Source organism: Candidatus Methanoperedens sp., from assembly GCA_027460535.1.
GTDB lineage: Archaea > Halobacteriota > Methanosarcinia > Methanosarcinales > Methanoperedenaceae > Methanoperedens.
In genome coordinates this window covers 101,197-123,071 of sequence record JAPZAR010000031.1, presented here as the reverse complement: position 1 = coordinate 123,071, position 21,875 = coordinate 101,197, and the positions used below count along the sequence as shown (strand labels likewise).

28 protein-coding genes are annotated in these 21,875 nt (G+C 41.7%); 11 read left to right on the top strand and 17 right to left on the bottom strand.

Annotated elements, in window-relative coordinates:
• Nucleotides 1-624 precede the first annotated feature (624 nt).
• Together O8C65_14910 and O8C65_14905 are read left to right on the top strand one after the other, a co-directional pair.
• Nucleotides 625-873 carry a hypothetical protein gene (locus O8C65_14910; GenBank protein MCZ7358208.1) on the top strand — a complete coding sequence of 83 codons (249 nt, stop codon included), beginning with the start codon at nucleotides 625-627 and terminating at the stop codon, nucleotides 871-873.
• The gene (locus tag O8C65_14905; GenBank protein ID MCZ7358207.1) at nucleotides 860-1,213 is read left to right on the top strand and encodes a type II toxin-antitoxin system PemK/MazF family toxin; all 354 of its coding nucleotides are present in this window, start codon (nucleotides 860-862) and stop codon (nucleotides 1,211-1,213) included. Before O8C65_14910 ends, O8C65_14905 begins: the two co-directional genes overlap by 14 nt.
• Before the next feature lie 85 nt (nucleotides 1,214-1,298).
• On the opposite strand, the gene O8C65_14900 is transcribed toward O8C65_14905, so the two are convergent.
• Complete coding sequence (locus O8C65_14900) at nucleotides 1,299-1,613, bottom strand: hypothetical protein (protein ID MCZ7358206.1); 315 nt, start codon at nucleotides 1,611-1,613, stop codon at nucleotides 1,299-1,301.
• Between the two features lie 19 nt (nucleotides 1,614-1,632).
• On the bottom strand, nucleotides 1,633-1,812 hold the full coding sequence (locus O8C65_14895; GenBank protein MCZ7358205.1) for a hypothetical protein: 180 nt from the start codon (nucleotides 1,810-1,812) through the stop codon (nucleotides 1,633-1,635).
• A gap of 117 nt (nucleotides 1,813-1,929) precedes the next feature.
• Here O8C65_14895 and O8C65_14890 point away from each other — a divergent pair, with 117 nt between their 5' ends.
• Nucleotides 1,930-2,070, top strand: a complete 141-nt coding sequence (locus O8C65_14890) for a hypothetical protein (GenBank protein MCZ7358204.1) — start codon at nucleotides 1,930-1,932, stop codon at nucleotides 2,068-2,070.
• A 236-nt stretch (nucleotides 2,071-2,306) separates the two neighbouring features.
• On the opposite strand, the gene O8C65_14885 is transcribed toward O8C65_14890, so the two are convergent.
• The 5 genes from O8C65_14885 to O8C65_14865 all read right to left on the bottom strand — a co-directional run bounded on the left by O8C65_14885 (nucleotide 2,307) and on the right by O8C65_14865 (nucleotide 4,172).
• Nucleotides 2,307-2,492, bottom strand: coding sequence for a hypothetical protein (locus tag O8C65_14885; GenBank protein MCZ7358203.1), 186 nt, complete (start codon nucleotides 2,490-2,492; stop codon nucleotides 2,307-2,309).
• Nucleotides 2,461-2,679 carry a DUF2683 family protein gene (locus O8C65_14880; GenBank protein ID MCZ7358202.1) on the bottom strand — a complete coding sequence of 73 codons (219 nt, stop codon included), beginning with the start codon at nucleotides 2,677-2,679 and terminating at the stop codon, nucleotides 2,461-2,463. The genes O8C65_14885 and O8C65_14880 overlap by 32 nt, the downstream gene beginning before the upstream one ends.
• Nucleotides 2,680-2,899: 220 nt before the next feature.
• Entirely contained in the window at nucleotides 2,900-3,325 is a 426-nt protein-coding gene (locus tag O8C65_14875) for a HEPN domain-containing protein (protein MCZ7358201.1), read from the bottom strand.
• Entirely contained in the window at nucleotides 3,325-3,864 is a 540-nt protein-coding gene (locus tag O8C65_14870; GenBank protein MCZ7358200.1) for a nucleotidyltransferase domain-containing protein, read from the bottom strand. Before O8C65_14870 ends, O8C65_14875 begins: the two co-directional genes overlap by 1 nt.
• Nucleotides 3,865-3,980: 116 nt before the next feature.
• A complete protein-coding gene (locus O8C65_14865) occupies nucleotides 3,981-4,172 on the bottom strand; it encodes a hypothetical protein (GenBank protein MCZ7358199.1) in 192 nt (63 codons plus the stop codon).
• A 440-nt stretch (nucleotides 4,173-4,612) separates the two neighbouring features.
• Here O8C65_14865 and O8C65_14860 point away from each other — a divergent pair, with 440 nt between their 5' ends.
• The 8 genes from O8C65_14860 to O8C65_14825 all read left to right on the top strand — a co-directional run bounded on the left by O8C65_14860 (nucleotide 4,613) and on the right by O8C65_14825 (nucleotide 15,144).
• Nucleotides 4,613-5,617 (top strand): hypothetical protein, encoded by a 1,005-nt coding sequence (locus tag O8C65_14860; GenBank protein MCZ7358198.1) that lies wholly within the window; start codon nucleotides 4,613-4,615, stop codon nucleotides 5,615-5,617.
• A gap of 135 nt (nucleotides 5,618-5,752) precedes the next feature.
• Entirely contained in the window at nucleotides 5,753-6,337 is a 585-nt protein-coding gene (locus O8C65_14855) for an HNH endonuclease (GenBank protein MCZ7358197.1), read from the top strand.
• Nucleotides 6,338-6,450: 113 nt separating this feature from the next.
• A complete protein-coding gene (locus O8C65_14850) occupies nucleotides 6,451-8,055 on the top strand; it encodes a class I SAM-dependent DNA methyltransferase (GenBank protein MCZ7358196.1) in 1,605 nt (534 codons plus the stop codon).
• A 1-nt stretch (nucleotide 8,056) separates the two neighbouring features.
• Nucleotides 8,057-9,256: a restriction endonuclease subunit S gene (locus O8C65_14845; GenBank protein ID MCZ7358195.1), complete on the top strand. Its 1,200-nt coding sequence runs from the start codon at nucleotides 8,057-8,059 to the stop codon at nucleotides 9,254-9,256.
• 584 nt (nucleotides 9,257-9,840) lie between these two features.
• On the top strand, nucleotides 9,841-10,662 hold the full coding sequence (locus tag O8C65_14840) for a hypothetical protein (protein MCZ7358194.1): 822 nt from the start codon (nucleotides 9,841-9,843) through the stop codon (nucleotides 10,660-10,662).
• A gap of 16 nt (nucleotides 10,663-10,678) precedes the next feature.
• On the top strand, nucleotides 10,679-10,909 hold the full coding sequence (locus tag O8C65_14835; GenBank protein ID MCZ7358193.1) for a type I restriction endonuclease: 231 nt from the start codon (nucleotides 10,679-10,681) through the stop codon (nucleotides 10,907-10,909).
• The gene (locus O8C65_14830; protein MCZ7358192.1) at nucleotides 10,896-11,915 is read left to right on the top strand and encodes a virulence RhuM family protein; all 1,020 of its coding nucleotides are present in this window, start codon (nucleotides 10,896-10,898) and stop codon (nucleotides 11,913-11,915) included. The genes O8C65_14835 and O8C65_14830 overlap by 14 nt, the downstream gene beginning before the upstream one ends.
• Nucleotides 11,902-15,144 carry a type I restriction endonuclease subunit R gene (locus tag O8C65_14825; protein MCZ7358191.1) on the top strand — a complete coding sequence of 1,081 codons (3,243 nt, stop codon included), beginning with the start codon at nucleotides 11,902-11,904 and terminating at the stop codon, nucleotides 15,142-15,144. The genes O8C65_14830 and O8C65_14825 overlap by 14 nt, the downstream gene beginning before the upstream one ends.
• 171 nt (nucleotides 15,145-15,315) lie before the next feature.
• Here O8C65_14825 and O8C65_14820 read toward each other — a convergent pair whose 3' ends face one another.
• The 10 genes from O8C65_14820 to O8C65_14775 all read right to left on the bottom strand — a co-directional run bounded on the left by O8C65_14820 (nucleotide 15,316) and on the right by O8C65_14775 (nucleotide 21,811).
• The gene (locus O8C65_14820) at nucleotides 15,316-15,453 is read right to left on the bottom strand and encodes a hypothetical protein (protein ID MCZ7358190.1); all 138 of its coding nucleotides are present in this window, start codon (nucleotides 15,451-15,453) and stop codon (nucleotides 15,316-15,318) included.
• A gap of 892 nt (nucleotides 15,454-16,345) precedes the next feature.
• Nucleotides 16,346-16,996, bottom strand: coding sequence for a methyltransferase domain-containing protein (locus tag O8C65_14815; GenBank protein ID MCZ7358189.1), 651 nt, complete (start codon nucleotides 16,994-16,996; stop codon nucleotides 16,346-16,348).
• A 3-nt stretch (nucleotides 16,997-16,999) separates the two neighbouring features.
• Nucleotides 17,000-17,224, bottom strand: coding sequence for a sulfurtransferase TusA family protein (locus O8C65_14810; GenBank protein ID MCZ7358188.1), 225 nt, complete (start codon nucleotides 17,222-17,224; stop codon nucleotides 17,000-17,002).
• A gap of 149 nt (nucleotides 17,225-17,373) precedes the next feature.
• Complete coding sequence (locus O8C65_14805; protein ID MCZ7358187.1) at nucleotides 17,374-17,973, bottom strand: winged helix-turn-helix transcriptional regulator; 600 nt, start codon at nucleotides 17,971-17,973, stop codon at nucleotides 17,374-17,376.
• Nucleotides 17,974-18,103: 130 nt separating this feature from the next.
• Nucleotides 18,104-18,274, bottom strand: coding sequence for a hypothetical protein (locus O8C65_14800; protein ID MCZ7358186.1), 171 nt, complete (start codon nucleotides 18,272-18,274; stop codon nucleotides 18,104-18,106).
• 173 nt (nucleotides 18,275-18,447) lie between these two features.
• Entirely contained in the window at nucleotides 18,448-18,834 is a 387-nt protein-coding gene (locus O8C65_14795; GenBank protein ID MCZ7358185.1) for an SRPBCC family protein, read from the bottom strand.
• A 13-nt stretch (nucleotides 18,835-18,847) separates the two neighbouring features.
• Complete coding sequence (locus O8C65_14790) at nucleotides 18,848-19,225, bottom strand: VOC family protein (protein ID MCZ7358184.1); 378 nt, start codon at nucleotides 19,223-19,225, stop codon at nucleotides 18,848-18,850.
• Nucleotides 19,226-19,479: 254 nt separating this feature from the next.
• Entirely contained in the window at nucleotides 19,480-20,214 is a 735-nt protein-coding gene (locus O8C65_14785) for a sulfite exporter TauE/SafE family protein (protein ID MCZ7358183.1), read from the bottom strand.
• Between the two features lie 11 nt (nucleotides 20,215-20,225).
• Complete coding sequence (locus O8C65_14780; protein ID MCZ7358182.1) at nucleotides 20,226-20,927, bottom strand: type 1 glutamine amidotransferase; 702 nt, start codon at nucleotides 20,925-20,927, stop codon at nucleotides 20,226-20,228.
• The gene (locus O8C65_14775) at nucleotides 20,924-21,811 is read right to left on the bottom strand and encodes a pyridoxamine 5'-phosphate oxidase family protein (GenBank protein ID MCZ7358181.1); all 888 of its coding nucleotides are present in this window, start codon (nucleotides 21,809-21,811) and stop codon (nucleotides 20,924-20,926) included. The genes O8C65_14780 and O8C65_14775 overlap by 4 nt, the downstream gene beginning before the upstream one ends.
• Nucleotides 21,812-21,875 lie beyond the last annotated feature (64 nt).

Genomic DNA, 21,875 nt, shown 5'->3' with positions numbered 1-21,875 from the left:
CCTGCGGTTGGGCGACAGTCCTACTATGGATTCAAGATGGTGGGCAAGAGGAATAGGGTGATGGGGTTGCCGGAAATGCAGGGCTATGACCCTAGTTTGAATGAAGACCCTGTTCACTTGGAGAAATATATATCACTTACAAAATATTCAATTCCGGCGCCGATACGGCCCTAGGTAACCACCTCGCATCAAAACCGAGATTCGGCTCGGATCCACCTGCGGTTGGGCGGCAGTCCTGCACTGCTATGGATTCAAGATGGCTGGCGAGAGGAATAGGGTGATGGGGTATTGGATGTGATGGGCTATGTCTTATTTTGATTGAAGACCCTGTTCACTGTGGAGAAACATATATAACTTCCAAAATATTCAATTCCGGCGCCAATATGCCCCCGGACAACATCAAAAACCGCGCATTACAAAATTACATCCTGAAAAGAAAGAGTTCCTCCAAAGTCTTCCCTTGCAAAAGTCCCAGACTCGTGTCAAGGTAGATTCAGCACGGTATCTCATCAGATTATATATCCTATAAAACCAAGTTTAAGTGTATAAAATGCGTATCAAATACTATGACATCGGTTTAAGATACCACAAAGCACCTGAAATGCCAATCAAGAGGACTAAGACATGGAAGCAGTCAAACAGATTATCAAGATACCAAAGAACCATGAAATAAAGATCAAAGTCCCTAGGGAATTCCCTGAAAATGAGACAGTTGAGGTAATTTTGATTATGAAGAAAAAGCAGGATAGCTTCAGAGAAAGAATCCGTGAATTGAAGAACGCTGCAAAAGACAAACTGTTCCTCGAAGATATGGAAGAAATATCTGAAGATTTCAAATCGATTGATCTAGAAGGATTAGATGATGCAGTATAAATGGCATATATTTTTGGTAAATCTAGATCCCGTTATTGGTTCTGAGCAGGGGAAGATACGTCCCGTCATTGTAATAAGCGAGGAAGAGATAAATCAGATACTACCGGTCGTGAACGTTATTCCGATAACATCAAGAAAACAAGAAAGGAGGATTTATCCGAATGAGGTTTTGATCCCCGCCTCTACCGGAGGGCTTGAGAAAGAGTCCATTGCACTATGTTATCAAATAAGGACTCTTGACAAAAGGCGCCTTATCAGGGATTTAGGTAAAATCGAGGATTTGAGCTTACAGGAAGAACTAATCGATAGATTGTGTTTTCAGTTGGGGATCATAAGGTAAAATATAAACATTATCTTGCTCCATGAGCCTCTTCGTCTTCGCATAATTCATCTTTGCGATAAGAATATCCCGATAGAACTTCCCCTCATTCTCCATCCTGATAATCCGCCTTCGCCCTCAGCAAGATCAACCATCTGATGTATGCGTACCCCGCCGCCCGTTCGGCCCGAATCCGCCTGCGGTTGGGCGACAGTCCTGCTATAGATTCAAGATGGCCGGTGAGAGGGATGGGGTGATAGGCTGGTGGATATGAAGGGGTATGGTCTAATTTTGATTGAAGACCCCTGCGGTTGGGCGACAGTCCTACTATGGATTCAAGATGGTGGGCAAGAGGAATAGGGTGATGGGGTTGCCGGAAATGCAGGGCTATGACCCTAGTTTGAATGAAGACCCTGTTCACTTGGAGAAATATATATCACTTAGAAAATATTCAATTCCGGCGCCGATACGGCCCCAGGTAACCACCTCGCATCAAAACCGAGATTCGGCTCGGATCCACCTGCGGTTGGGCGGCAGTCCTGCACTGCTATGGATTCAAGATGGCTGGCGAAAGGAATAAGGTGATGGGGCATGCTTCGCGTCCTTTGCGCACCGCACATTTATCTCTCTTTAAATATTAATCTCGCGGCGCCGATATGTTCCCGAAGCAGCCTCACGGCCTATGGGACAGCGCGTTTACTCAGAATCAACAGCGAACTCCGGTTGAGAGCTATCCGATGAGGGATAGTGCTGGCGATGGCGCGGGGCAGGCGGCGGCGATGGGGGGCGGGGAAACGGTTATTGCTTCTTTTTGTGGGGGGAGGCGGTTCGAAGAATGGAACGCGGATGACACGGATTTAACGGATACGCACGGATAATTTTAATCCATGCCACTCTGTGTTATCAGTGCGCTCCGTGTTCTATCACATCTTATATCACTTCAAAAATATTAAACTCCCTGCGCCGATATGTTCCCGAAGCCCCGCCAGCATCCTCCAACCGCCTCCATCAACCTCTCGCTGTCCGCCTGCGAGCGCAGGAGTCCGGCTTCGAGCTTATCGCAGAGGGGCACGAGCTGGTCTGGCGGCGATGCGGTGCTGTAAAATAAAAATTACTATAAATAGATTTTATCATGGTGATCGTAATCTTCTATTACCACAACTTTATTTTTCTCATTGACTGAATAGGTTAAGACAAAGCTTTTATCAATATGGACTCTTCGCAAATGCTGCATCGGCGCTCTTAAGGGTTTGAAATGCAGAGGTTTTTCACAAATCTGTTTTATCTTTTTCTCGATCATCCGCATCTTTTTCGGATCTCTCTTTGCAAGTTTTGAGAATATCCAGTTCAGGTTCAAGAAGTGATTTTCCATACTCACTTACCACTTTATTAATAGCTTCAGATTTGGTTTTCAAACCATGTTTTGCTTTTACTATATTTAATACCCTGTTGGCTCTTTCGTTTATATTCACTATCGCTTTTACCATATTAATGCAATTTTAATAGATTACTAATATCGTATATATGTTTTCTTTATTTTCATTTGATATTCTCATTATGCGATTCTTCCTCAAGCACCCCACTCACCACCGCCTCCACAACCTCTCGCGGGTCAGGCTTCGAGCGTGCAATTGGGCGGCAGTCCTGCTATAGATTCAAGATGGCTGGCGAGAGGGATGGGGTGATGGGGCTACTGGATATGAAGGGCTATGAAATTAACCTTTTAGCTACTTCGTATATTCTACCTGCTGAGATCTGCAATTCCAGCGCAGAGTCTTTACCATATACACTTCCATAATCCGCTCCTTCCCGGACCTTCATGGCATAGCTAAAGTCCTGTAAGAGCTGGTTATCCAGAGCGCCTGTGTCCACAAAAAGAGATTCTATTGCGTATTTTATGCAAGTGTGGCTTTTTTCTCTATAGCCTTTGCTGAAAATAAGGGCTCTAAATGAGTGAAACATGGAATAATATGCCTGGATTATCGCCCATTTGAAGTTACTTTCCTGTATGGATCTCTCGCATGAATTAAGATCGTTTTTTGCCTCATCGATCTCTTTAGATATTAGATCAGAGGCTATTTCGATTTTTACTATCTTACCTTTGTCAATGCACTGTTCAAACTGATATCTCATTATGTTTCATGGATTACTTTTCCAATGTTAATCCTTTCGAAAAGTGGTCTGTCTTTAGCCTCCAGGTTCCTGAATTCAGAGGCGTCCAGAATAATGGGAGATATCTTCCTGGGGATCTCTTCCCAATAACGGTCATGAAGCATGGAAACATCTCTTTTATTATCGGATTCAATGAAAATATCGATATCGCTGTCTATTGTGTCCTCCCCTGCGGAACAGCTTCCAAATAGGATGATCCTTGAAGAGATTTTTTTTAAGGGCAAGATGAACGGATATATTTCCAGAAGGGTGAGAAGTATCTTGAACTCCCTGAGCACGAAATTTTGCATGTTCGCCCTGTATATTACCAGCCTGCCCTTGTGCTCTTTTAAAACGAGTCCGGCTTCTTCGAGCGTTCTCAGGCTCTGGCTCGCTGATCCCAGACCGATACCAAGATTTCTTGATATCTCGCGGACATAGTAGCCATCTCGATATCTCCTGCCAAGATATTGTATTATTTGTATGGAGGGCTTTGAGAATACGTTCATTTTTTTGAACATATGTTCATATATGTGAACAATAATATTTAAGAATTGGGGTGCAGGAAGGGTCGAAGACATGTATCACTTAAAAAATATTAATCCCTTGGTGCCGATATGCACCCCGGGCAACCACATCAAACCCCCGCCGCCCGTTCGGCCCGAATCCGCCTGCGGTTGGGCGACAGTCCTGCTATAGATTCAAGATGGCTGGCGAGAGGAATAGGGTGATGGGGCTGCTGGATATGAAGGGCTATGGGATTATTTTGATTGAAGACCCTGTTCACCATGGAGATGAGAAGGTAGAAGAAGTACGGCAAGCTGGTCAAGAACTCGGTTGAAAGCTATCCACTGCGAGATAGGAATGTATGGTGATGAAGGACCTGGGATGGGTTGATGGCTTCCTTTTCGACCATGTGTGCGATCTTTGTTATAAAGGCTTTTGTCTTACTGTTCCTGCACCTGAAATAATTAACTGTGCACTGATAAGCCATGCATTTGCATGACTAAGGCCACCATTAGTATTATGGTTTAAATTCACTATTATGAGGAACTCTTATACATATGTGAGTAATATAGAATTAAGCAGAATAAAAAATCCTTTAGACAAATATAATGCGAGGTGGTATTTGATGAGTAAGGAATTGGTATTCAGGCAAAAGAACCTATATTCGAATCGAGTTCGGATATGAACGAGTAATGTGCAAAAAGCGAACGCAAGAGCATATAATAATAGAGATGAAGGAACATGTCATTTTTGCTTACTGTTATGAAGGTTAAGCCTTATCTAGTTACTTCTGCTCGATATGCAATATCAGTAAGCATGATTGAAGCATGGAATAATTGTAGAATCAGAGGTAATGAGCCTGAAGAACCAGATATCGTTGCATCTTTGGTTTTAAATGGTACAAAAATTATTGAAAATGAATGGCGCAATGTTTTTGATTCACTCGGAATCCGGATTGTTGTTACTGGAATTTATTGTCATCAGACACCTAAAGTCAACTTTAGCGGTATGAAAGGCAACTCATGCGAACTCGGCGATTTATTATGGTGTCATGTCCATTCTGATATTGACGGAAATGTAATTAGAAATGCAATTTTATATCAGGCAAAAAAGTCTGCGGTTCAGCCATATAAACTTCGTGGAAATGACAAAGACCAATTAAAACTTTATTCAACGTGGCCTGCATTTACCTATGTCACTTCTGGCTCATTAAATGGTCAAACAAGACACGTTAAGCCCTCAGCTCCACGTAGAGGCGCTCAATATCTACTTATTGATGACCGACCTCCTGAAAGACCGGAATCCGGTATATTGGGTAGTCCATGCACCTATCCTATCGGATCTTGCATTCCAAGCAATCCGATAATGGATCATTGTGACCTCGGATTGGAAATTGTTCATTCATTGGAACTCCTTTCCGGTGATCCATTTGATGATAGCAAAACAGCTATTAAGGAAAATGGATGGTCAAGAGTCGTTTGGGACATTTTAAAAAGCTCCGCTGAAAAAGCATTTCGAAGAGCTAATTCTAAATACGGAAAACAACCTAGAACTACAGGAGCTTCGCCATCTGAAATAGATGGGTGTTTCTATGCAACGCCTCCTAGCATACGACCATCAAGACGATCTTTCCTGCAGGAGTTGGTTGATTTTTCTTTTTCAAATAATGACCTTCCACCGAATAGACACGAAGGGCAATGGAATGATGAAGGCGGCCCGGGAGTTTCGGTTTTACTTTTAGAAACATATGAATCAGGTGAAGATTGATGCTGTTGTTTGATTTGTATAATCAAAGAGCAATTTCATTTAACAGGTTAAAATCCAAAGGTTCCGTCCTAATCAAACACTCATACCGTTGTGCGTAATAGTGACACTAAATATATAACATAAAGGAGATAAACAATGCCAAAACCGAAACCAATTGCACAAATTCTAGGAAATGGACGTGGTGCATTTAGAAAGGCTATTTTATCAGTTTTATTGCAGAAGCATAGTCAAGAGGATGCATTTGAGAGATCACTTGAGGAATTAGGGCCTAATTGTGTTTATTGTGGTATTTCCAAGGATGATCAAGATTTACAGCCTGACCATTTGTGGCCAGAAACAATTGGTGGACTTCATGTTATAGGAAATGTAGTTCCGTCCTGCCCTACTTGTAATAGTAAACGAAATAGTAAGAATTGGATATCCTTTATTAAAAATGATAAGAACATCTTCAAAAAGAAATCACAAGAAGAAATTGAAAATCAAATTATTAAAATATCCAATTATATGAAGAAATATCATACAGAAAATCAACCTGACTTAAATGAAGTCTTAAATGAGAAAGAGATAAAACTAAGAGAAGACTTGGATATTGTCCTTGATTCTATAACACAAGGTTTTAGAGAGAAAATTGGAAATCCACAGGAAAAGGATATGAAATTTAGAAATTCAGCTATTATGTTAGATCGAATTATTGAAGTTACAAAAAGTCATCTATTATGAAAGCAGCATTACTTTGTACTTTATGTTATTTACGATGCGCGCGCACTAAGAGCGCCTGCAGTTCATTCGGACTTAAAAATAAAATATATATTGTTTGTATAGGAGACTGATTGATGGCCCGGTTCGATAAAGAAAAAAATAACCACAATGATGAACCCTTAGAAAAGAAACTCTGGAAGGCAGCCGACAAGTTGCGCAAGAACATGGATGCAGCCGAATACAAGCATATTGTTTTGGGCTTGATCTTCCTGAAATATATTTCTGACGCCTTTCTCGAACTTCATCAAAAGCTGAAAGAAGGCAAAGGCGCCTATGAAGGTGCTGACCCCGAAGATAAGAATGAATACACTGCTGAAAAGGTTTTTTACGTGCCCCCTTCTTCGCGCTGGAATTGGTTGCAGGGTCGAGCAAAGCTTCCCACCATAGGCAAAGATGTAGATGAAGCCATGGATGCAATCGAAAAGGACAACCCTTCCCTCAGAGGGGTGTTGCCCAGAGTATTTGCACAGGAGAAATTAGACAAACAGAGCCTTGGCGGTTTGATTGACCTTATAGGCAGCGCGGAATTGGGTACTAAGGAAGCAAAAGGTAAAGACCTCTTGGGCAAGGTATTTGAATATTTCTTGGGTGAATTTGCATTGGCAGAAGGCAAAAAGGGAGGACAGTTCTACACTCCGGGTAGCGTTGTAAAGCTACTGGTTGAGATGCTTGAGCCTTATGAAGGGCGCGTTTTTGACCCCTGCTGCGGTTCTGGCGGTATGTTTGTGCAGAGTGAAAAGTTCATTGAGGCGCATCAGGATCATTATAAAAAAAATAATGGCAGGAAATTAAGCATTGATCCCAAAGACCGCATCTCAATATACGGGCAGGAGAGCAACCAGACCACCTGGCGCCTGGCCAAAATGAACCTTGCCATCCGCGGCATTGACAGCAGCAATGTAAAGTGGAACAATGAAGGCTCTTTTCTCAACGATATGCATAAGGATCTGAAGGCCGATTACATCATTGCAAATCCCCCATTCAACGACAGTGACTGGAGCGGCGAGATGCTCCGTGATGATGCGCGCTGGAGCGTATTAGGACAAAAACTGCCGCCGCCGCCAGCCAACGCCAACTATGCATGGATACAGCATTTCCTCTATCATCTGGCGCCGACGGGGCAGGCTGGCTTTGTTTTGGCTAAGGGTTCACTGACCACCAAAACCAACAACGAAGGCGATATACGCAAGGCTATGGTGGAAAATGATTTAATAGATTGCATTGTGAATCTTCCAACCAAGCTATTCCTGAATACCCAGATTCCCGCATGCTTGTGGTTTTTGAGCCGTAACAAACAGCAACGCAAGGGCAAAATATTGTTTATTGATACCCGTAATATGGGGCATTTGATTAACCGCAAAAACAGGGAGTTATCTGATGAAGATATTGCATTGATCGGGCGCACATATCACAACTGGCGCACAGGTGAAGGGGAATATAAGGATGTGCAGGGATTCTGTAAATCAGCGGCACTGGATGACGTAAAGACTTTGAACTATGTACTGACACCCGGCAGGTATATTGGCTTGCCAGATGATGAGGATGATTTCAATTTTGTTGAACGATTTATTTCTCTGAAAACCGAGTTGGAAAAACAAATTATCGAAGAAACCGAATTAAACAATCGTATTCAAAACAATCTTTCTAAAATCAATATCAATAACACAACTGTGGGATGATATGGAATACAAAGACAGTAAAGTTGGATTAATTCCTAAACATTGGGACTGCTTGCCTTTTGAGAGAATAATTATCCCGAATGGTCTGTCTTATGGCATTGTTCAACCCGGTTTCCATCAAGTTACCAATAGTATCCCTGTTCTTAGAGTTAATAACATAAAAGACGGAAGAATTTTTTCAGTTGATGTGATGATGGTAGATAAAGAGATTGAAAAAAAATATTCCCGAACAAGACTTAAGGGTGGGGAACTTTTATTAACGGTTGTTGGAAGTGTTGGAGAATGTGCAATTGTCCCCAATGTCTACAAAGGTTGGAATGTTGCAAGAGCAGTGAGTGTTTCCAATATTTCTGAGGCTTATGATAAATCATTTATAAAATACTGCTTCTCTTTTGAACAAGTAAAATATCAAATCTATAGTCACACAAACGATACAGTTCAGCCAACATTAAATCTTTCTGCTTTAAAGGAAATTTTTCTCCCTGTCCCCCCCCTCCTAGAACAACAATCCATCGCCTCTGTGCTTTCCAGCCTCGACAACAAAATAGACCTGCTGCACCGCCAGAACAAAACCCTGGAGGCACTGGCAGAGACGCTGTTCAGGCAGTGGTTTGTGGAAGAGGCGGAGGAGGGGTGGGAAGAAAAAGGTATGGATGAAATTGCAGAGTTCTTAAATGGTTTAGCTTGTCAGAAATTTCCAGCAAAAGTCGGTGAAGTTGGTTTGCCTGTTATCAAGATAAAAGAATTGAGAACAGGAATTACAGATGCTTCGGATATTGCAACTAATGATGTTCCTGAAAAATATTTGGTTCATAATGGTGATATGCTTTTCTCATGGTCAGGTAGTTTAGATATTGTGATTTGGTCAGAAGGTAAAGGAGTTTTGAATCAACATTTATTTAAAGTTTCATCAACTGAATTTCCACAATGGTTTTATTATTTCTGGGTGAAATATCACTTACCTGAATTTCAAGGAATAGCAGAAGATAAAGCAACCACAATGGGACATATCCAAAGACATCATTTATCAAGTGCAACGGTATTAGTTCCGCCAAAAAATAAATTAAAAGAAATGCATGAAATAATTAATCCAACTTTTGAAAAAATAAAAAGCAATCAAATCCAAATCCGCACCCTCACCCGCCTGCGCGATACGCTGCTGCCGAAGTTGATGAGCGGGGAAGTGAGGGTTGAAATGTGAGGAGGATGAATGATAGAACACATTTTTAAATTTTGTTTGACATTAAATTCATTATTACTCTCGTTGATTGTATTTCTTATTAAAGAAGGGATTGTCATAAACTCTTTGTATCCATACCTTTCAAGCTTACCAAATATAATTTCTTATATTTTATATTTTGTAGTAGTTTTAATATTTACATGGCTGAGTATGCGGCTTATTAACTTTTTAGGCACAGACACGATAGATGCAGGCTCCATCTCGGTTATTGAACCAGCCAATGACGCATTCTTACCAAGTTATTTAGGTTATTTTTTTGTTGCGTTAAGCATTCCAAACATTGAGGTATTTCTTTATGTTTTCGGGATAATTTGTATTTTTATTTTTTATTCCAGAATTTCTTATTTTAATCCGATATTTTTCCTGTTTGGATTCAACTTTTATTATCTCGTGAACAATAAGAATATCAAAGTGTTATTAATTACACGAAAGCAAATAAAAGAGCCTAAAAGCGCAGCATTTGACAATCTAAAACGCATCAATAATTATACATTTATGGATATGGAAAGGTAAATATACATTTGTGGATATGGAAAGGTAATATTATGAATTATTTACTAGCAGAAATAAAAGGTCGAAATGCAGAGTTTTTGAAGGTCATGTCAGTTCAAAGAGGCGTATTTGATTTGCCTGACTTATCAGATAGTCAAGCATATTCGCCAGCATATAAGTTGGAAGATGGTGAATGGTTTAAATTAGATAACTTTTTAAGTCTTGGTTATGAGAATAACTTTATAGGAAGCACCTTTGATAGTACAGTTTATAATCAAATAACTGTAAGACAATATTCTAAAATCAATTATTTATGTAGCAAACAAGGCAATTTTTTTCTTTTTCTGAAGATGTCTTCAACTCAATTAATTTATAAAAAGTGGTTTCGCATTTCAAGCGAACCAACGCTTGAAATTGATAAGCCTATTATAATCCTCAATAGTTTTGTTGATGCTGTTTACGATATAAACGCTGACAGTCTTTACTTTAAAAATATAGCAAGAGTCAAATCAATATTCAGAGGTATTGAGGAACTCTACAGAGAAGCCACTCAAGCCGAAGTTGATGCTTTTCTGGAGCAAGACTTCATTTCTCTTGATGAAACATTTACTTGCAACAATGTGAAAACAGCCAATAGAAAGCGAATAGCAATGGCAATCGATATATTAAACCAATTCACAGAAGATAACAAACAGCAGATTTTTCAATATATACGGTCGTATTGTGAAGATGTTCCAGTAGAAGATGACACATTTCTTGTTAGCACAGACGACCATCTTAAAAAGATATTGTATGGTATTGAGCAGAGATATTACACAACACCGATAGGCAATGAAAAAAGGCTGGCAAACTCTGTACTTAAACTAAACCAATGAATAAGAAACAAATACAATGACCAATATTACCGAATCCGTCATCGAAAAATTCGCAATCGAACTCCTCGAAAAGCAGGGCTACCAGTATCTCTACGCTCCCGACATTGCCCCTGCTGGCGAGAAACCGGAAAGTGGCTCCTTTGAAGATGATCTACTGCTGGAACGCCTGCGAAAAGCCACTGGCAGAATAACTGAAAAAAACAGAGGTTCCGTGGATGTACGAAAGGTAAAATATGGCCAAAAATAAAAAATTACCCGACAATCAAATTACCGTTTATCAAACACCTGATGGAAAAATCAACATTGAAGTGCTATACGCTAATGAAAACATCTGGCTTCCCCAGAAGCGGATTGCGGAACTGTTCGATGTAGATCGTAGTGTTGTCACCAAGCACCTGAAGAACATCTTTTCTGAGAACGAGTTAGAGGAAGATTCAGTATGTGCAAATTTTGCACATACTGCCGAAGATGGCAAGGAATATCAGACAAAGTTTTATTCGCTTGAAGCAATTATCGCGGTGGGGTACAGGGTTAACTCAGAACGTGGCACACAGTTCCGGCAATGGGCAATTTCAATTCTTCAGCAATATATTCATAAAGGTTTTGCGATTGACAGCGACAGATTTAAATATGGTTCCCGTTTCAGCGCACGATATTTTGACGACTTACTCGAAGAAATCCGGGATATCCGTTCCAGTGAGCGGATGTTGTATCAGAAAATTACTGATATTTACGCCACTTCTATTGACTATTCGCCAAAAGCACAGGACACAAAACAGTTCTTTGCGATGGTACAGAACAAACTGCACTTTGCCATTACAGGGCAGACCGCCGCGGAAATTATAGCCACACGAGCCAGCAGCGACAAGCCAAATATGGGATTGACATCATGGCGAAAAGCACCTGGCGGTAAAATCATGCCAGGTGATGTTACCATAGCAAAAAACTATCTAGACAAACCTGAGCTTGATCATTTGAACCGCATAGTTACCATGTATCTTGATTTTGCGGAATTACAGGCGGTTCGCAATTCGCCAATGTACATGAAAGATTGGATTGAAAAACTGAACGCCTTCCTGAAATTCAGTGAATACGAAATACTCACCAATGCCGGGCAAATCAGTCATGAAGTTGCTCTGGCTCTGGTCAATAAAGAATATGAAAGATTCAAGAAAATTCAGGATAAAAATTACATCTCCGATTTTGACAAAGAGATAAAGCGCATCACAGGAAAAAAAGATGACGACGAATAAAATCACTGAATCACAAATCGAAACCTTTACCATCGAAATACTTAAGACATTAGGCTGGCAACATGTCCACGGTCTTTCCATCGCCCCCGGCGCCGAGTTTGCCGAGAGAGAAGGTTTTGATCAGATCATTTTAACGCAGCGCCTGCGCAAAGCTGTTGCAAAGTTAAACCCTGATATTCCTGCGGATGCACAGGAACAGGCTGTGCAAAAAGTGCTGCGTATTTATTCACCAGACCTGTTGCACAACAATGAAACCTTTCACCAGTTCTTAATTGAGAAAATAAAAATACCATATCAGCAGGACGGCTACGAAAGAAGCTTTGAAGTGGCGTTGATTGATTTTGCTCATCCTTCAAACAACGAATTTTTAGTTGTCAATCAGTACACGATCGTTGAGAATAACCAGAACAAGCGACCTGACATCTTGCTCTTTATCAATGGTATCCCAATCGTGCTTTTTGAGTTGAAGAATGCAGCAGATGAAACTGCAACCATAAAAAAAGCCTTTGACCAAATCCAGACCTACAAAGCCACCATTCCGGGCTTATTTGCTTTCAATGAGGTCTGCATTATTTCAGATGGAATGGATTGCAGGGCAGGAAGCGTTTCTGCAGGATTCAGCCGCTACATGACATGGAAAAGTGCAGACGGCAAAAAAGAAGCATCGCGGTTCATTCCACAGTTAGAGATCCTGATAAAAGGAATGCTGAACCCCACTACCTTATTAGACCTTGTTTGCAATTTCATAATATTTGAGAAATCAAAGAAGAAAGATCCAAAAACAGGCATTACACAGGTTGAGACTGAAAAGAAATTAGCAGCCTATCATCAATACTATGCAGTCAATAAAGCAGTAGAAAACACAATCAAAGCAGCTTCTACAAATGGAAACCGCAAAGGCGGTGTTGTATGGCACACACAGGGTAGCGGCAAATCCATTTCGATGGTTTTCTATTCAGCCAAGCTTGTTTTAAGCCTGAACAATCCCACCGTTGTAGTTATCACAGACCGCAACGACCTTGACGACCAGCTATTTGACACCTTTGCAGCCTCAAAGCAGTTGCTGAGGCAGGAACCGGTACAGGCAAGAGACAGGGAGCATTTGAAACAACTGCTGAACGTTGCCTCCGGCGGTATTGTGTTTACAACCATCCAGAAGTTTTTACCCGAAGCAGGCAAGGCAGAATTCGACCGGCTCTCAGACAGAAGAAATATTGTAGTTATTGCTGATGAAGCGCATAGAACCCAGTATGGCTTTGAAGCAAAGCTTGTTGATGTAAAAGACAAAGAAACCAAAGATGTAATCGGCAAACGCATAGCCTACGGCTTTGCCAAGTATATGAGAGATGCCCTTCCCAATGCTACATACATTGGTTTTACAGGCACGCCCATTGAAAGTACAGACGTAAACACCCCGGCAGTTTTCGGGCAGTATGTTGACATCTACGATATTTCACAATCCGTTGCTGATGGCGCAACAGTTAAGATCTATTATGAAAGCCGTCTTGCCAAAGTAAATCTGGATGAGGAAGGCAAGCGCTTGATCGCAGAGTTCGATAAAGAACTTGAAGAAGACGAAGAAATAACCGACAAGCAAAGAGTAAGAGCCAAGTGGGCAAAACTTGAAGCCATTGTTGGGAATCCGGAACGGATAAAGAATTTAGCAAGGGATATCGTCACACACTTTGAGCTGCGGACAGCCAGATTTGAGGGCAAGGGAATGGTCGTGGCTATGAGCCGCAGGATTGCGGTTGACCTCTATAATGAGATCACCAAGCTTAGACCGCAGTGGCATAATGACGACCTGTCAAAAGGTGCGATCAAAGTTGTCATGACTGCATCCAGTGCTGACGGCCCAGTCATGCAGAAGCATCACACCACTAAATCGCAGCGTAGGGATTTATCCGATAGAATGAAAGACCCGGAAGACCCGTTAAGACTGGTCATCGTCATAGATATGTGGCTCACGGGTTTTGATGTGCCCTGTCTGCATACGCTTTATGTTGATAAGCCAATGAGAGACCACAGTCTGATGCAGGCTATAGCGCGGGTAAACAGGGTATTTAGAGACAAACCTGGCGGTCTGGTTGTTGATTATCTTGGCATTGCAACAGACCTTAAAAAAGCATTGTCTTTTTATTCTAATTCAGGTGGAAAAGGCGACCCTGCAGAAGGGCAGGAAAAGGCAGTAGCTGCAATGCTGGAGAAGTTGGAAATAGTGCGCCAGCTTTTCTTTGAAGAAAGCAAATCAAAAGAGGCGATCCTTATCGCGGAACCCACGGCTTATTATGGCAAATATCCTGGAACGGGCTTTAATTACAGGCGTTTCTTTTCAGCTTCACCACAAGAAAAGCTCTCGATAATCTTACAGGCAGAGGAACATATAATGGGTCTTGAGAATGGCAAGAACCGTTTAATCCGGGAAGTCACAATGCTTTCTCAGGCGTTTGCGTTATCCGTGCCAGACGGACAAGCGCTGGCAATAACAGATGAAGTTGCATTCTTTCAGGCTGTAAAGGCAAGGCTTGTAAAGTTTATAGGCAACGGTGGTGGCAGATCAGATCTGGATATTGAAACTACCATAAAACAGATAGTTGATGAAGCGTTGAGTTCAGATCAGGTGATAGATATTTTTGATGCGGCAGGCATAAAAAAGCCTGAGATATCCATTCTCTCACAGGAATTTCTGCAGGAGATAAAAGGTATGAAGCATCAGAACCTGGCTCTTGAATTGTTAAAGAAAATCCTCAATGATGAAATCCGAACCCGTTCAAAAACCAACCTTGTAAAAAGCAAGGCCTTGCTTGAAATGCTTGAAACTGCAATCAAGAAGTACAATAATGGATTGCTGACAACAGCAGAAATTATACAGTTTTTAGTTGATGAAGTTGCCAAGAAAATAAAGGAGAATGATGAAAGAGAAGCTCATTTAGGTTTATCAAAAGAAGAGTTGGCTTTCTATGATGCACTTGCTGAAAATGGTTCAGCGGTTGAAGTCTTAGGTGATGACAAATTGAGAATTATTGCAATTGAAGTGGCAGAAAAGGTAAAGGCTAATGCGACAATAGATTGGACAATTCGGGAAAGTGCAAGGGCAAAGCTAATGGTACTGGTAAAAAGAACATTAAACAAATACGGGTATCCGCCGGATATGCAGCAAAAAGCTATTGATACAGTGTTAAAGCAGGCTGAGTTATTGGCAGATTACTTTGTTCGAGGCGAAGCATAGTTCACAGCCGTCTCTGGATGCTCTTAGCGTTCGGCGTCAACCTAGGACGAGTCTACCGATGTTCTCAGAAATCCAATTCTGGATTCAAGAAATCAATTCTAATTATGCAATATATTTTTCATTTCGATGCCACGTTTCAACGGTGAATTCTTCTCAACATTATATCAGTCTTCAAGATATTTTTGGTTCTGTTTTTGGTTCCCTGCTATATCCGACGAAATCACAGGTTTCATCCCTGCATTCCACGACATTTACGACTTTAAGAGCCAGCATAATCTCACGCGTCAGAACAACAAGCGAACTGATCATATACCTCTCCTCGCGCCCCCAGCCAGAAATGATTCCGTCTTCCCCTCCGCAAGAAAAAAGCCCATCCCATCAACGTGGGCCTGGGGAGTTCGGGTCTAATGGAATATTGCTGCTCCGGGAACGGCGCGCCTGGAGTTTAATAATTACAGAGTTATAAATATTCGGCGTAGTAAAAATGCTATGAAGAACGAGACTCTAAATCTGCGTTCATCAATGCCGAAACCCTGCGGGTTCTCAGACCGAAAACTACGCTTCTCGACTTGGTATACACGCATGCCTGCGGCATGCGTGGGTGCGCCCTCCCGAGGCGCGACTCGGGAGGCCCGTGACTCTGGGCGCTTTTATCTGCGGTTTGTATTATATATGTGATCTGGCAGGCTTGGTTTTGAAGAATGAAGATGCTTCGGGAACATATCGGCGCCGAGGGTTTTATAATTAGTGTGTAATAAATATACTAATTTTTACTCCGCTCCTCAGGACACCCAACGGAGCGCCAGATAATAGACAAAAGAACAGGAAGAAAAAGCTCCCCTACTTGGGGCTTACACGAACAATAGGGGCCTACGGGAGCGCAGTTAGCCAATTGATCAGTGTTTATGCATTATCGGCTGTCCGAGTACCCAGAGATTGAAAATAAAAAAGATGAGAACAAATATCAATACAGGGATATATACAGAATTATTTCCGCGGAAAATCCGTTTCGAAATATTTTTGCCGATTGAAATCGAGAACCCCAATCCAATAAGCATCAGCAGCCACTGGAACAAGAGAATGCTAATTGAAGTTCAAAACTATAATTGCTATTAATAGAACAAGGAACACTCGTTTTTGTTTCATACGTTTTTAAATTATTTATACCACCTATCAGTTTAAGGGTTTTCGGTTTACAAATCTAAAGAGCCTTTCTTGCCCTGTAAAGGGAAAGCGTGCCAAAAATTGTCGAATATCTGGCTGTCTCTTCGACATGGTCAAAACCAGCTTTCTGCATCATCTCCGGCAGCAAACCTCTTATGTTATCTCTTGTTTCTTCAAGATGCCGGAATACCAGGGATATCAAATACATCAGTCCATTATGAGGTTTTCCAAAGTCAGCGACATGCAATTCTCCTCCGGACCGCAGAACCCGGAATATCTCTTTAAATGTGCGGGCTTTTTGTTCCTGAGTCAGATGATGAAATACCAGGCTTGAAACCACACGGTCAAAAGAGCTGTCAGGATACGGCAATTCAAATGACATCCCGAGGTCAAGTTTAATGTCAATACCTTCACGAATTATTTTTGTCTTTGCCATCTTGAGGATTTGAGGATCTCCATCAAGCCCCCTCACTTCAGCTTCGGGATTGACTTTCTTTATGAGAATAGTGAGTGTGGCAGTACCGCAGCCTATGTCAAGGACTCGATAACCTTTTTCTATCTTTGCCTGCAGGACAAGGCAACGCTTGAATGTGGATTCGCGCATGAACAGCTGCATTATCGGATCATACAAAGGCGTTAACCACTCATGGCTGAGAGCCGGGATATATTTATTAAAATTACTGTCCATACTTTAATTCTTTCTTAGATAAATAATAAATGTGCTCCCTTCCTTTTCAAGTTTCTTAATCTCATCACCCGATTTTTTCGTCCATGCATCGATGTTATGAGGTGCCTCAGAATCATCGGTTATCACTTTAAGTATCTCCCCGCTTCCCATCTTTTCCATCTGCCATTTTGTCCTGATGAAAGGATAAGGGCATGTCTTACCTCTTACATCCAGTATAGTATTTTGCATTTTCTCCGCCATCGCTGCACTAGATTGAAGGTGATAATCTTTTATTTGATTTGTGCTTTATAAAATTAAGATAAAAATGCATTAAATTTGCTTTTTTGAAAATGCATACTAATTCAGTAGATTTTTTCTGTTTCCTGATTATTCTCTCATTAGACTTTGGCAAGCAGTTTAGAGTATTTTTTTTCAAACTCGCCCTGGCATGTGGTGCAGCAAAAGTAATAGTCTTTGTTGTCGAATTTCTTCCTTACAGCATCTCCGGCCATTTTCTTATTGCAATAAGAACATGTCAAGGTTATACTGGAAGAGGCGAGCGGGATAGTTGAATCCTTTGTGAATGCATTTTTTACTGATAATATGCGGATGTTATTCACGTCGGTGAGATTTATTCTGTCCTGTATCGCGAGAATGCGCTGCATATCCCCCGCTACCCTTGATACTATGGCTGTTTCAGAATCAGATGTTACGTACAGTTCCTTAACTTCTTCAAGCCCCCGGAGCTCTTCAGTTATCCTGCTAATGGCGCCTGGCTTTGCATTCATAAGTAATATCGCCTCGGTTATCCCAAGTTTGCTGTTATCAATGTCTATGGTGAATTTACTGATAATTCCAAGTTCAAGAAGCCTGTCCACACGGCTCTTGACAGTGGGGACGCTTGTCAGGCAGTGCTTCGCTATTTCTTGAAAGGACTTTCTGCCATTGCTCTCCAGATGGGTCAATATCTTTACATCGAGATTATCCAGTTCTATCATTTTAATGGTTTTACACACAGTGTAAACTTAAGTACTTAACGCTTCAAACTGTTTAAGTATTGAGATATCCTATGGGTGATCGCGTAGTGGCTCCTCCATCCTGCATTTTTTAAGAAGAAATAAGAGGCAATTACCCTGTCACCACCTCCCCGCTTGTTCTGTTCAGCCCGTACAGACTCTGGCGCGCATCCTGAAAATAGAAGCGCTCCTGCAATACGTTTTCTTCCTTCAATCTGTTCAGGGCGTATCTTACTGTTCTCGCCGGAAGATAGGTCTGCCTCACGATATCCTTCTGTGTCAAAAAACCGCTGGTTTCCAGCACCTTAAAAACAAGCTTTGCTGAGGGGGGCAGATGATCTATCTTCGCTGTTTCACTGTTTGCAAAGACAATTCCTCATTGGTTCATCACCGAATTAAACTCAGATTCATCCTTTATAAATCTATTTATTTGAGCAATTATTGAACTATAATTTTTTATTTTTCCAGCATCTTTTTCATGGGGGTCCAGTAGAAATCGTACCAGCCCTGACTTATTTCGTCATAATGCTCGTCAGGAACGCCCGTCTGGGTAAATGTGAGGCGAGTACCCTCCTTTACTTCATCCAGAAAAAAAGTAACTCTGGAATAATGGCCCTCAGGCCAATCACTTCCGCGCCATGACTGTACGATTTTCTTGTCGGGAACAAGTTCAAGGTTCACTCCTTTGATATACTCGCCATAAGCACTGAACTCTCCCCCAACCTCACGGCTGATGCTGGCCTTTTCACCGGTAAACTCCGAATGTTTATGTGAATCCATCAGCGCCTCAAAGACTTCATGAGGATTAGCTTTGAAAATTACGGATTGTCGAATGGTTTTCATTTTTTGGCTCCATTCATTTGATGGTCTCCCAGAGTCCGAGGATATTGCCCTCTGTATCTTTGAAATAGGCAGAGTAGCCCATGTCTCCCACCTGCATTTTTCCTCTAATCATTTCACCACCCATTTTCTTGATATTTTTCAGGGCATTGTCTATGTTCTCCACCCTTATGGTTATGACAGGAGAAATGATAGGGCGCTGCCGCTTCATCATCCCGCCATTGATCGCCCCCGGCTCTGTCGGCATACCGTTTTCATCCACCGGTGTCGTGCCGATCAATATGTAATCCATATCTGGAATGCTGTCCATCTTCCATCCGAAAATGTTTTTGTAAAATTTCCGGGCTCTCTCAATGTCGTCAGAAGGAATTTCAAAATGCACTACTTTATCCATAAAAACCTCCCCATTAAACATTATGAAGGCATGTTCATAAATCTTTTGGAGAAATTACTTTCATGCCATTCAAACTTTTAATCCCCGGGGCAATTATTGTGGCGATAATCCTGGCTTTGTTCGAATAGCAGCAAATTTAGCCCATATATTCAGCAATATATACATATTTATTTATATACTCATAATGTGAATAAAAATGTTAAATCAAGAAGGAAACATTTGGTATTTGTGCGGAAGGCTGGTCGCAAGGGAATTTACCCAAGCATGAGCTTTGCGCTGGCGATAACGAGGACCATTGCGAGCAGACGGTATAGCGTTACAGTCACAAACATACGGCTTCCCAGATGAGAGCCGATTATCCCGCCAAACACTGCTGCTAATGCCCATGGATACATGACATCCGGCAGAAATTGCACACTTGCAAGATGCCCAGCAATTCCGGCTATGGAGTTCACCAGGATGAAAGCAGCAGAAATCCCGGCGGTTTGCTTTGTTTTAGCCCAACCCATAAACAGGAGCAGGGGACTCAGGAAGATTCCACCTCCTACTCCGATTGCTCCGGATAATAGTCCAATACCTGCTCCGAAAAGAATGGCTCCGAGAACCGGAACTGGCTTAACTGAATCTGTAACCGCCGAGTGCCTGTATTGAAAAAGCCTGTATGCTGCAAACAATAGGATTAAACCAAGGACCTGCCTGTAAACGGAACCAGGAAGAGATAAAGCCCCTCCTATAAACGCAAACGGGATCGAACTAACAGCAAACGGCCAGAAGATATTCCATGAGAAATAACCCGCCCGGTAGAACTGGAAAGTTGCGATGGACGCGACAAGAATGTTCAATACCAGAGCCGTCGGCTTCATTACATCTGGAGCAAGACCGAACAATGCCATTGCTGCCAGATACCCCGATGCACCGGCATGACCTACCGAAGAGTAAAGCAGCCCCGCTGCAAAGATGAGAACTGAAAGAAGAATAATGTCCATCATATCTTTCTCGATTATGGTCTACCGAACTCTCTTTCAATATTATCCAGCAATAAAATCAACAATTTATTTATTTCTCGCACATTATTATATTGTGATATAATTTCTTCCGGTTTCTGTATGTATTTCCCCTCAACAATCTCATCTTCGCAGTTCTGTAACATGAGATCGATGCTCTCAACTGAATATTCAAGATGGAACTGCAATCCTATCACCCGTCCGTATTCAAACGCCTGGTTCGCGCATCCTTCACTTTCAGCCATTCTTGCCGCGCCAGGCGGTATTCTGAATGCATCACCATGCCAGTGGAAAGCCGTAAATGTGCTGGGAAAGGTACTGAATATCGGGGAGTTTTTTGCTTCTCCTGCTAATGAGACAGGAAACCATCCGATTTCCTTAAATCTATTCTTGCTAACCCTGCCCCCAAGGACATCTGCAATCAGTTGAGAACCGAGGCACACTCCCAGCACAATTTTTTTGTTCGCAATAGCTTCGGCAATGAAATTCTTTTCTTCCCTGAGCCAGGGGTATTTTTCTTCCTCGTAGATGTTCATCGAGCCGCCCAGGATGACAAGCCAGTCGAAATCGCTCATATCGGGGAGTTCTTCGTTATTGAAGAGGAGGGTTCTTGAAATGCCGTGGCCCCTGTTCTTTGCCCATACTTCGACGTTTGCCAGGCCTTCAAAGGGTTCGTGTTCAAGGGAATGGATTCTCATAAATATCCAGATTTTTTTCCTGTAATTTTTTCTATCTCAACTTTAATAATTATCACATTATCAACTGAATTTTTTTGATATTCGTGCGCATCACTTGAATAATGACCCACTATAATATTCAGAGCTTTTGTTTTCTCCTCAGGGTCTTCAATAAAAAACGCCTTACCAGACCCTGCAACGCTTTGATATTTCATATCCCAATCGCAGGCATTTTCGGATTTTATTAACCCCTCATGAGTATCGAACTCAAAACAAACCCTGTTATTTTTTTTAATGATATCTATTTTCTTGCCATTGGCTGCAGAATGGAAATACAGGCAGTTATCCCTGTAACCAAAGCACATAGGGATGATATACGGAGAATTGTTTTCAGAAAGAGCAATCCTGCAGACATCAGATCTGCTTATTATGGATTCTATCTCTCTTGTATCTTCGATTTCTTTATCTTTTCTCCTCAATTTTAACCTCTGTATGCATATTTTGGGCAATGCCTCTAATCCGTAACTGCCCTCTTTATTAAACCTATACGTGTGCAGTATATCATCTGCCCTGATAATGCCTACCTTCTCCCCATGTTCTACCACTGTTATATGGGAAGCTTTGTGGCGCTCGAACATTGTAACGGCGTCTGAAAGCCATTTCTCTGAATCAATGGTAAGATCCGGAGATTGCATCATTTCATCTACTGCAATATCTATATCCGCTCTTTCTGCTACTCTAAGCACGATATCTTCCATTGAAACAATGCCGGCAAGCATGCCATTTTTGCTTACCAGCACACTTGCGACTTTAGTTTTCTTCATGAGCTGCGCTGCCTCAATGAGTTTTGTCCCGGTGGGAACCACCACCGGGTTTTTCAGAAGGATGTAGCGTATTTTTGCCATGTTTTGGTAACCTCGTTTAGTTTTAATCACCGCAAAGAACGCAAAGCAGAGCAACAATAATCTT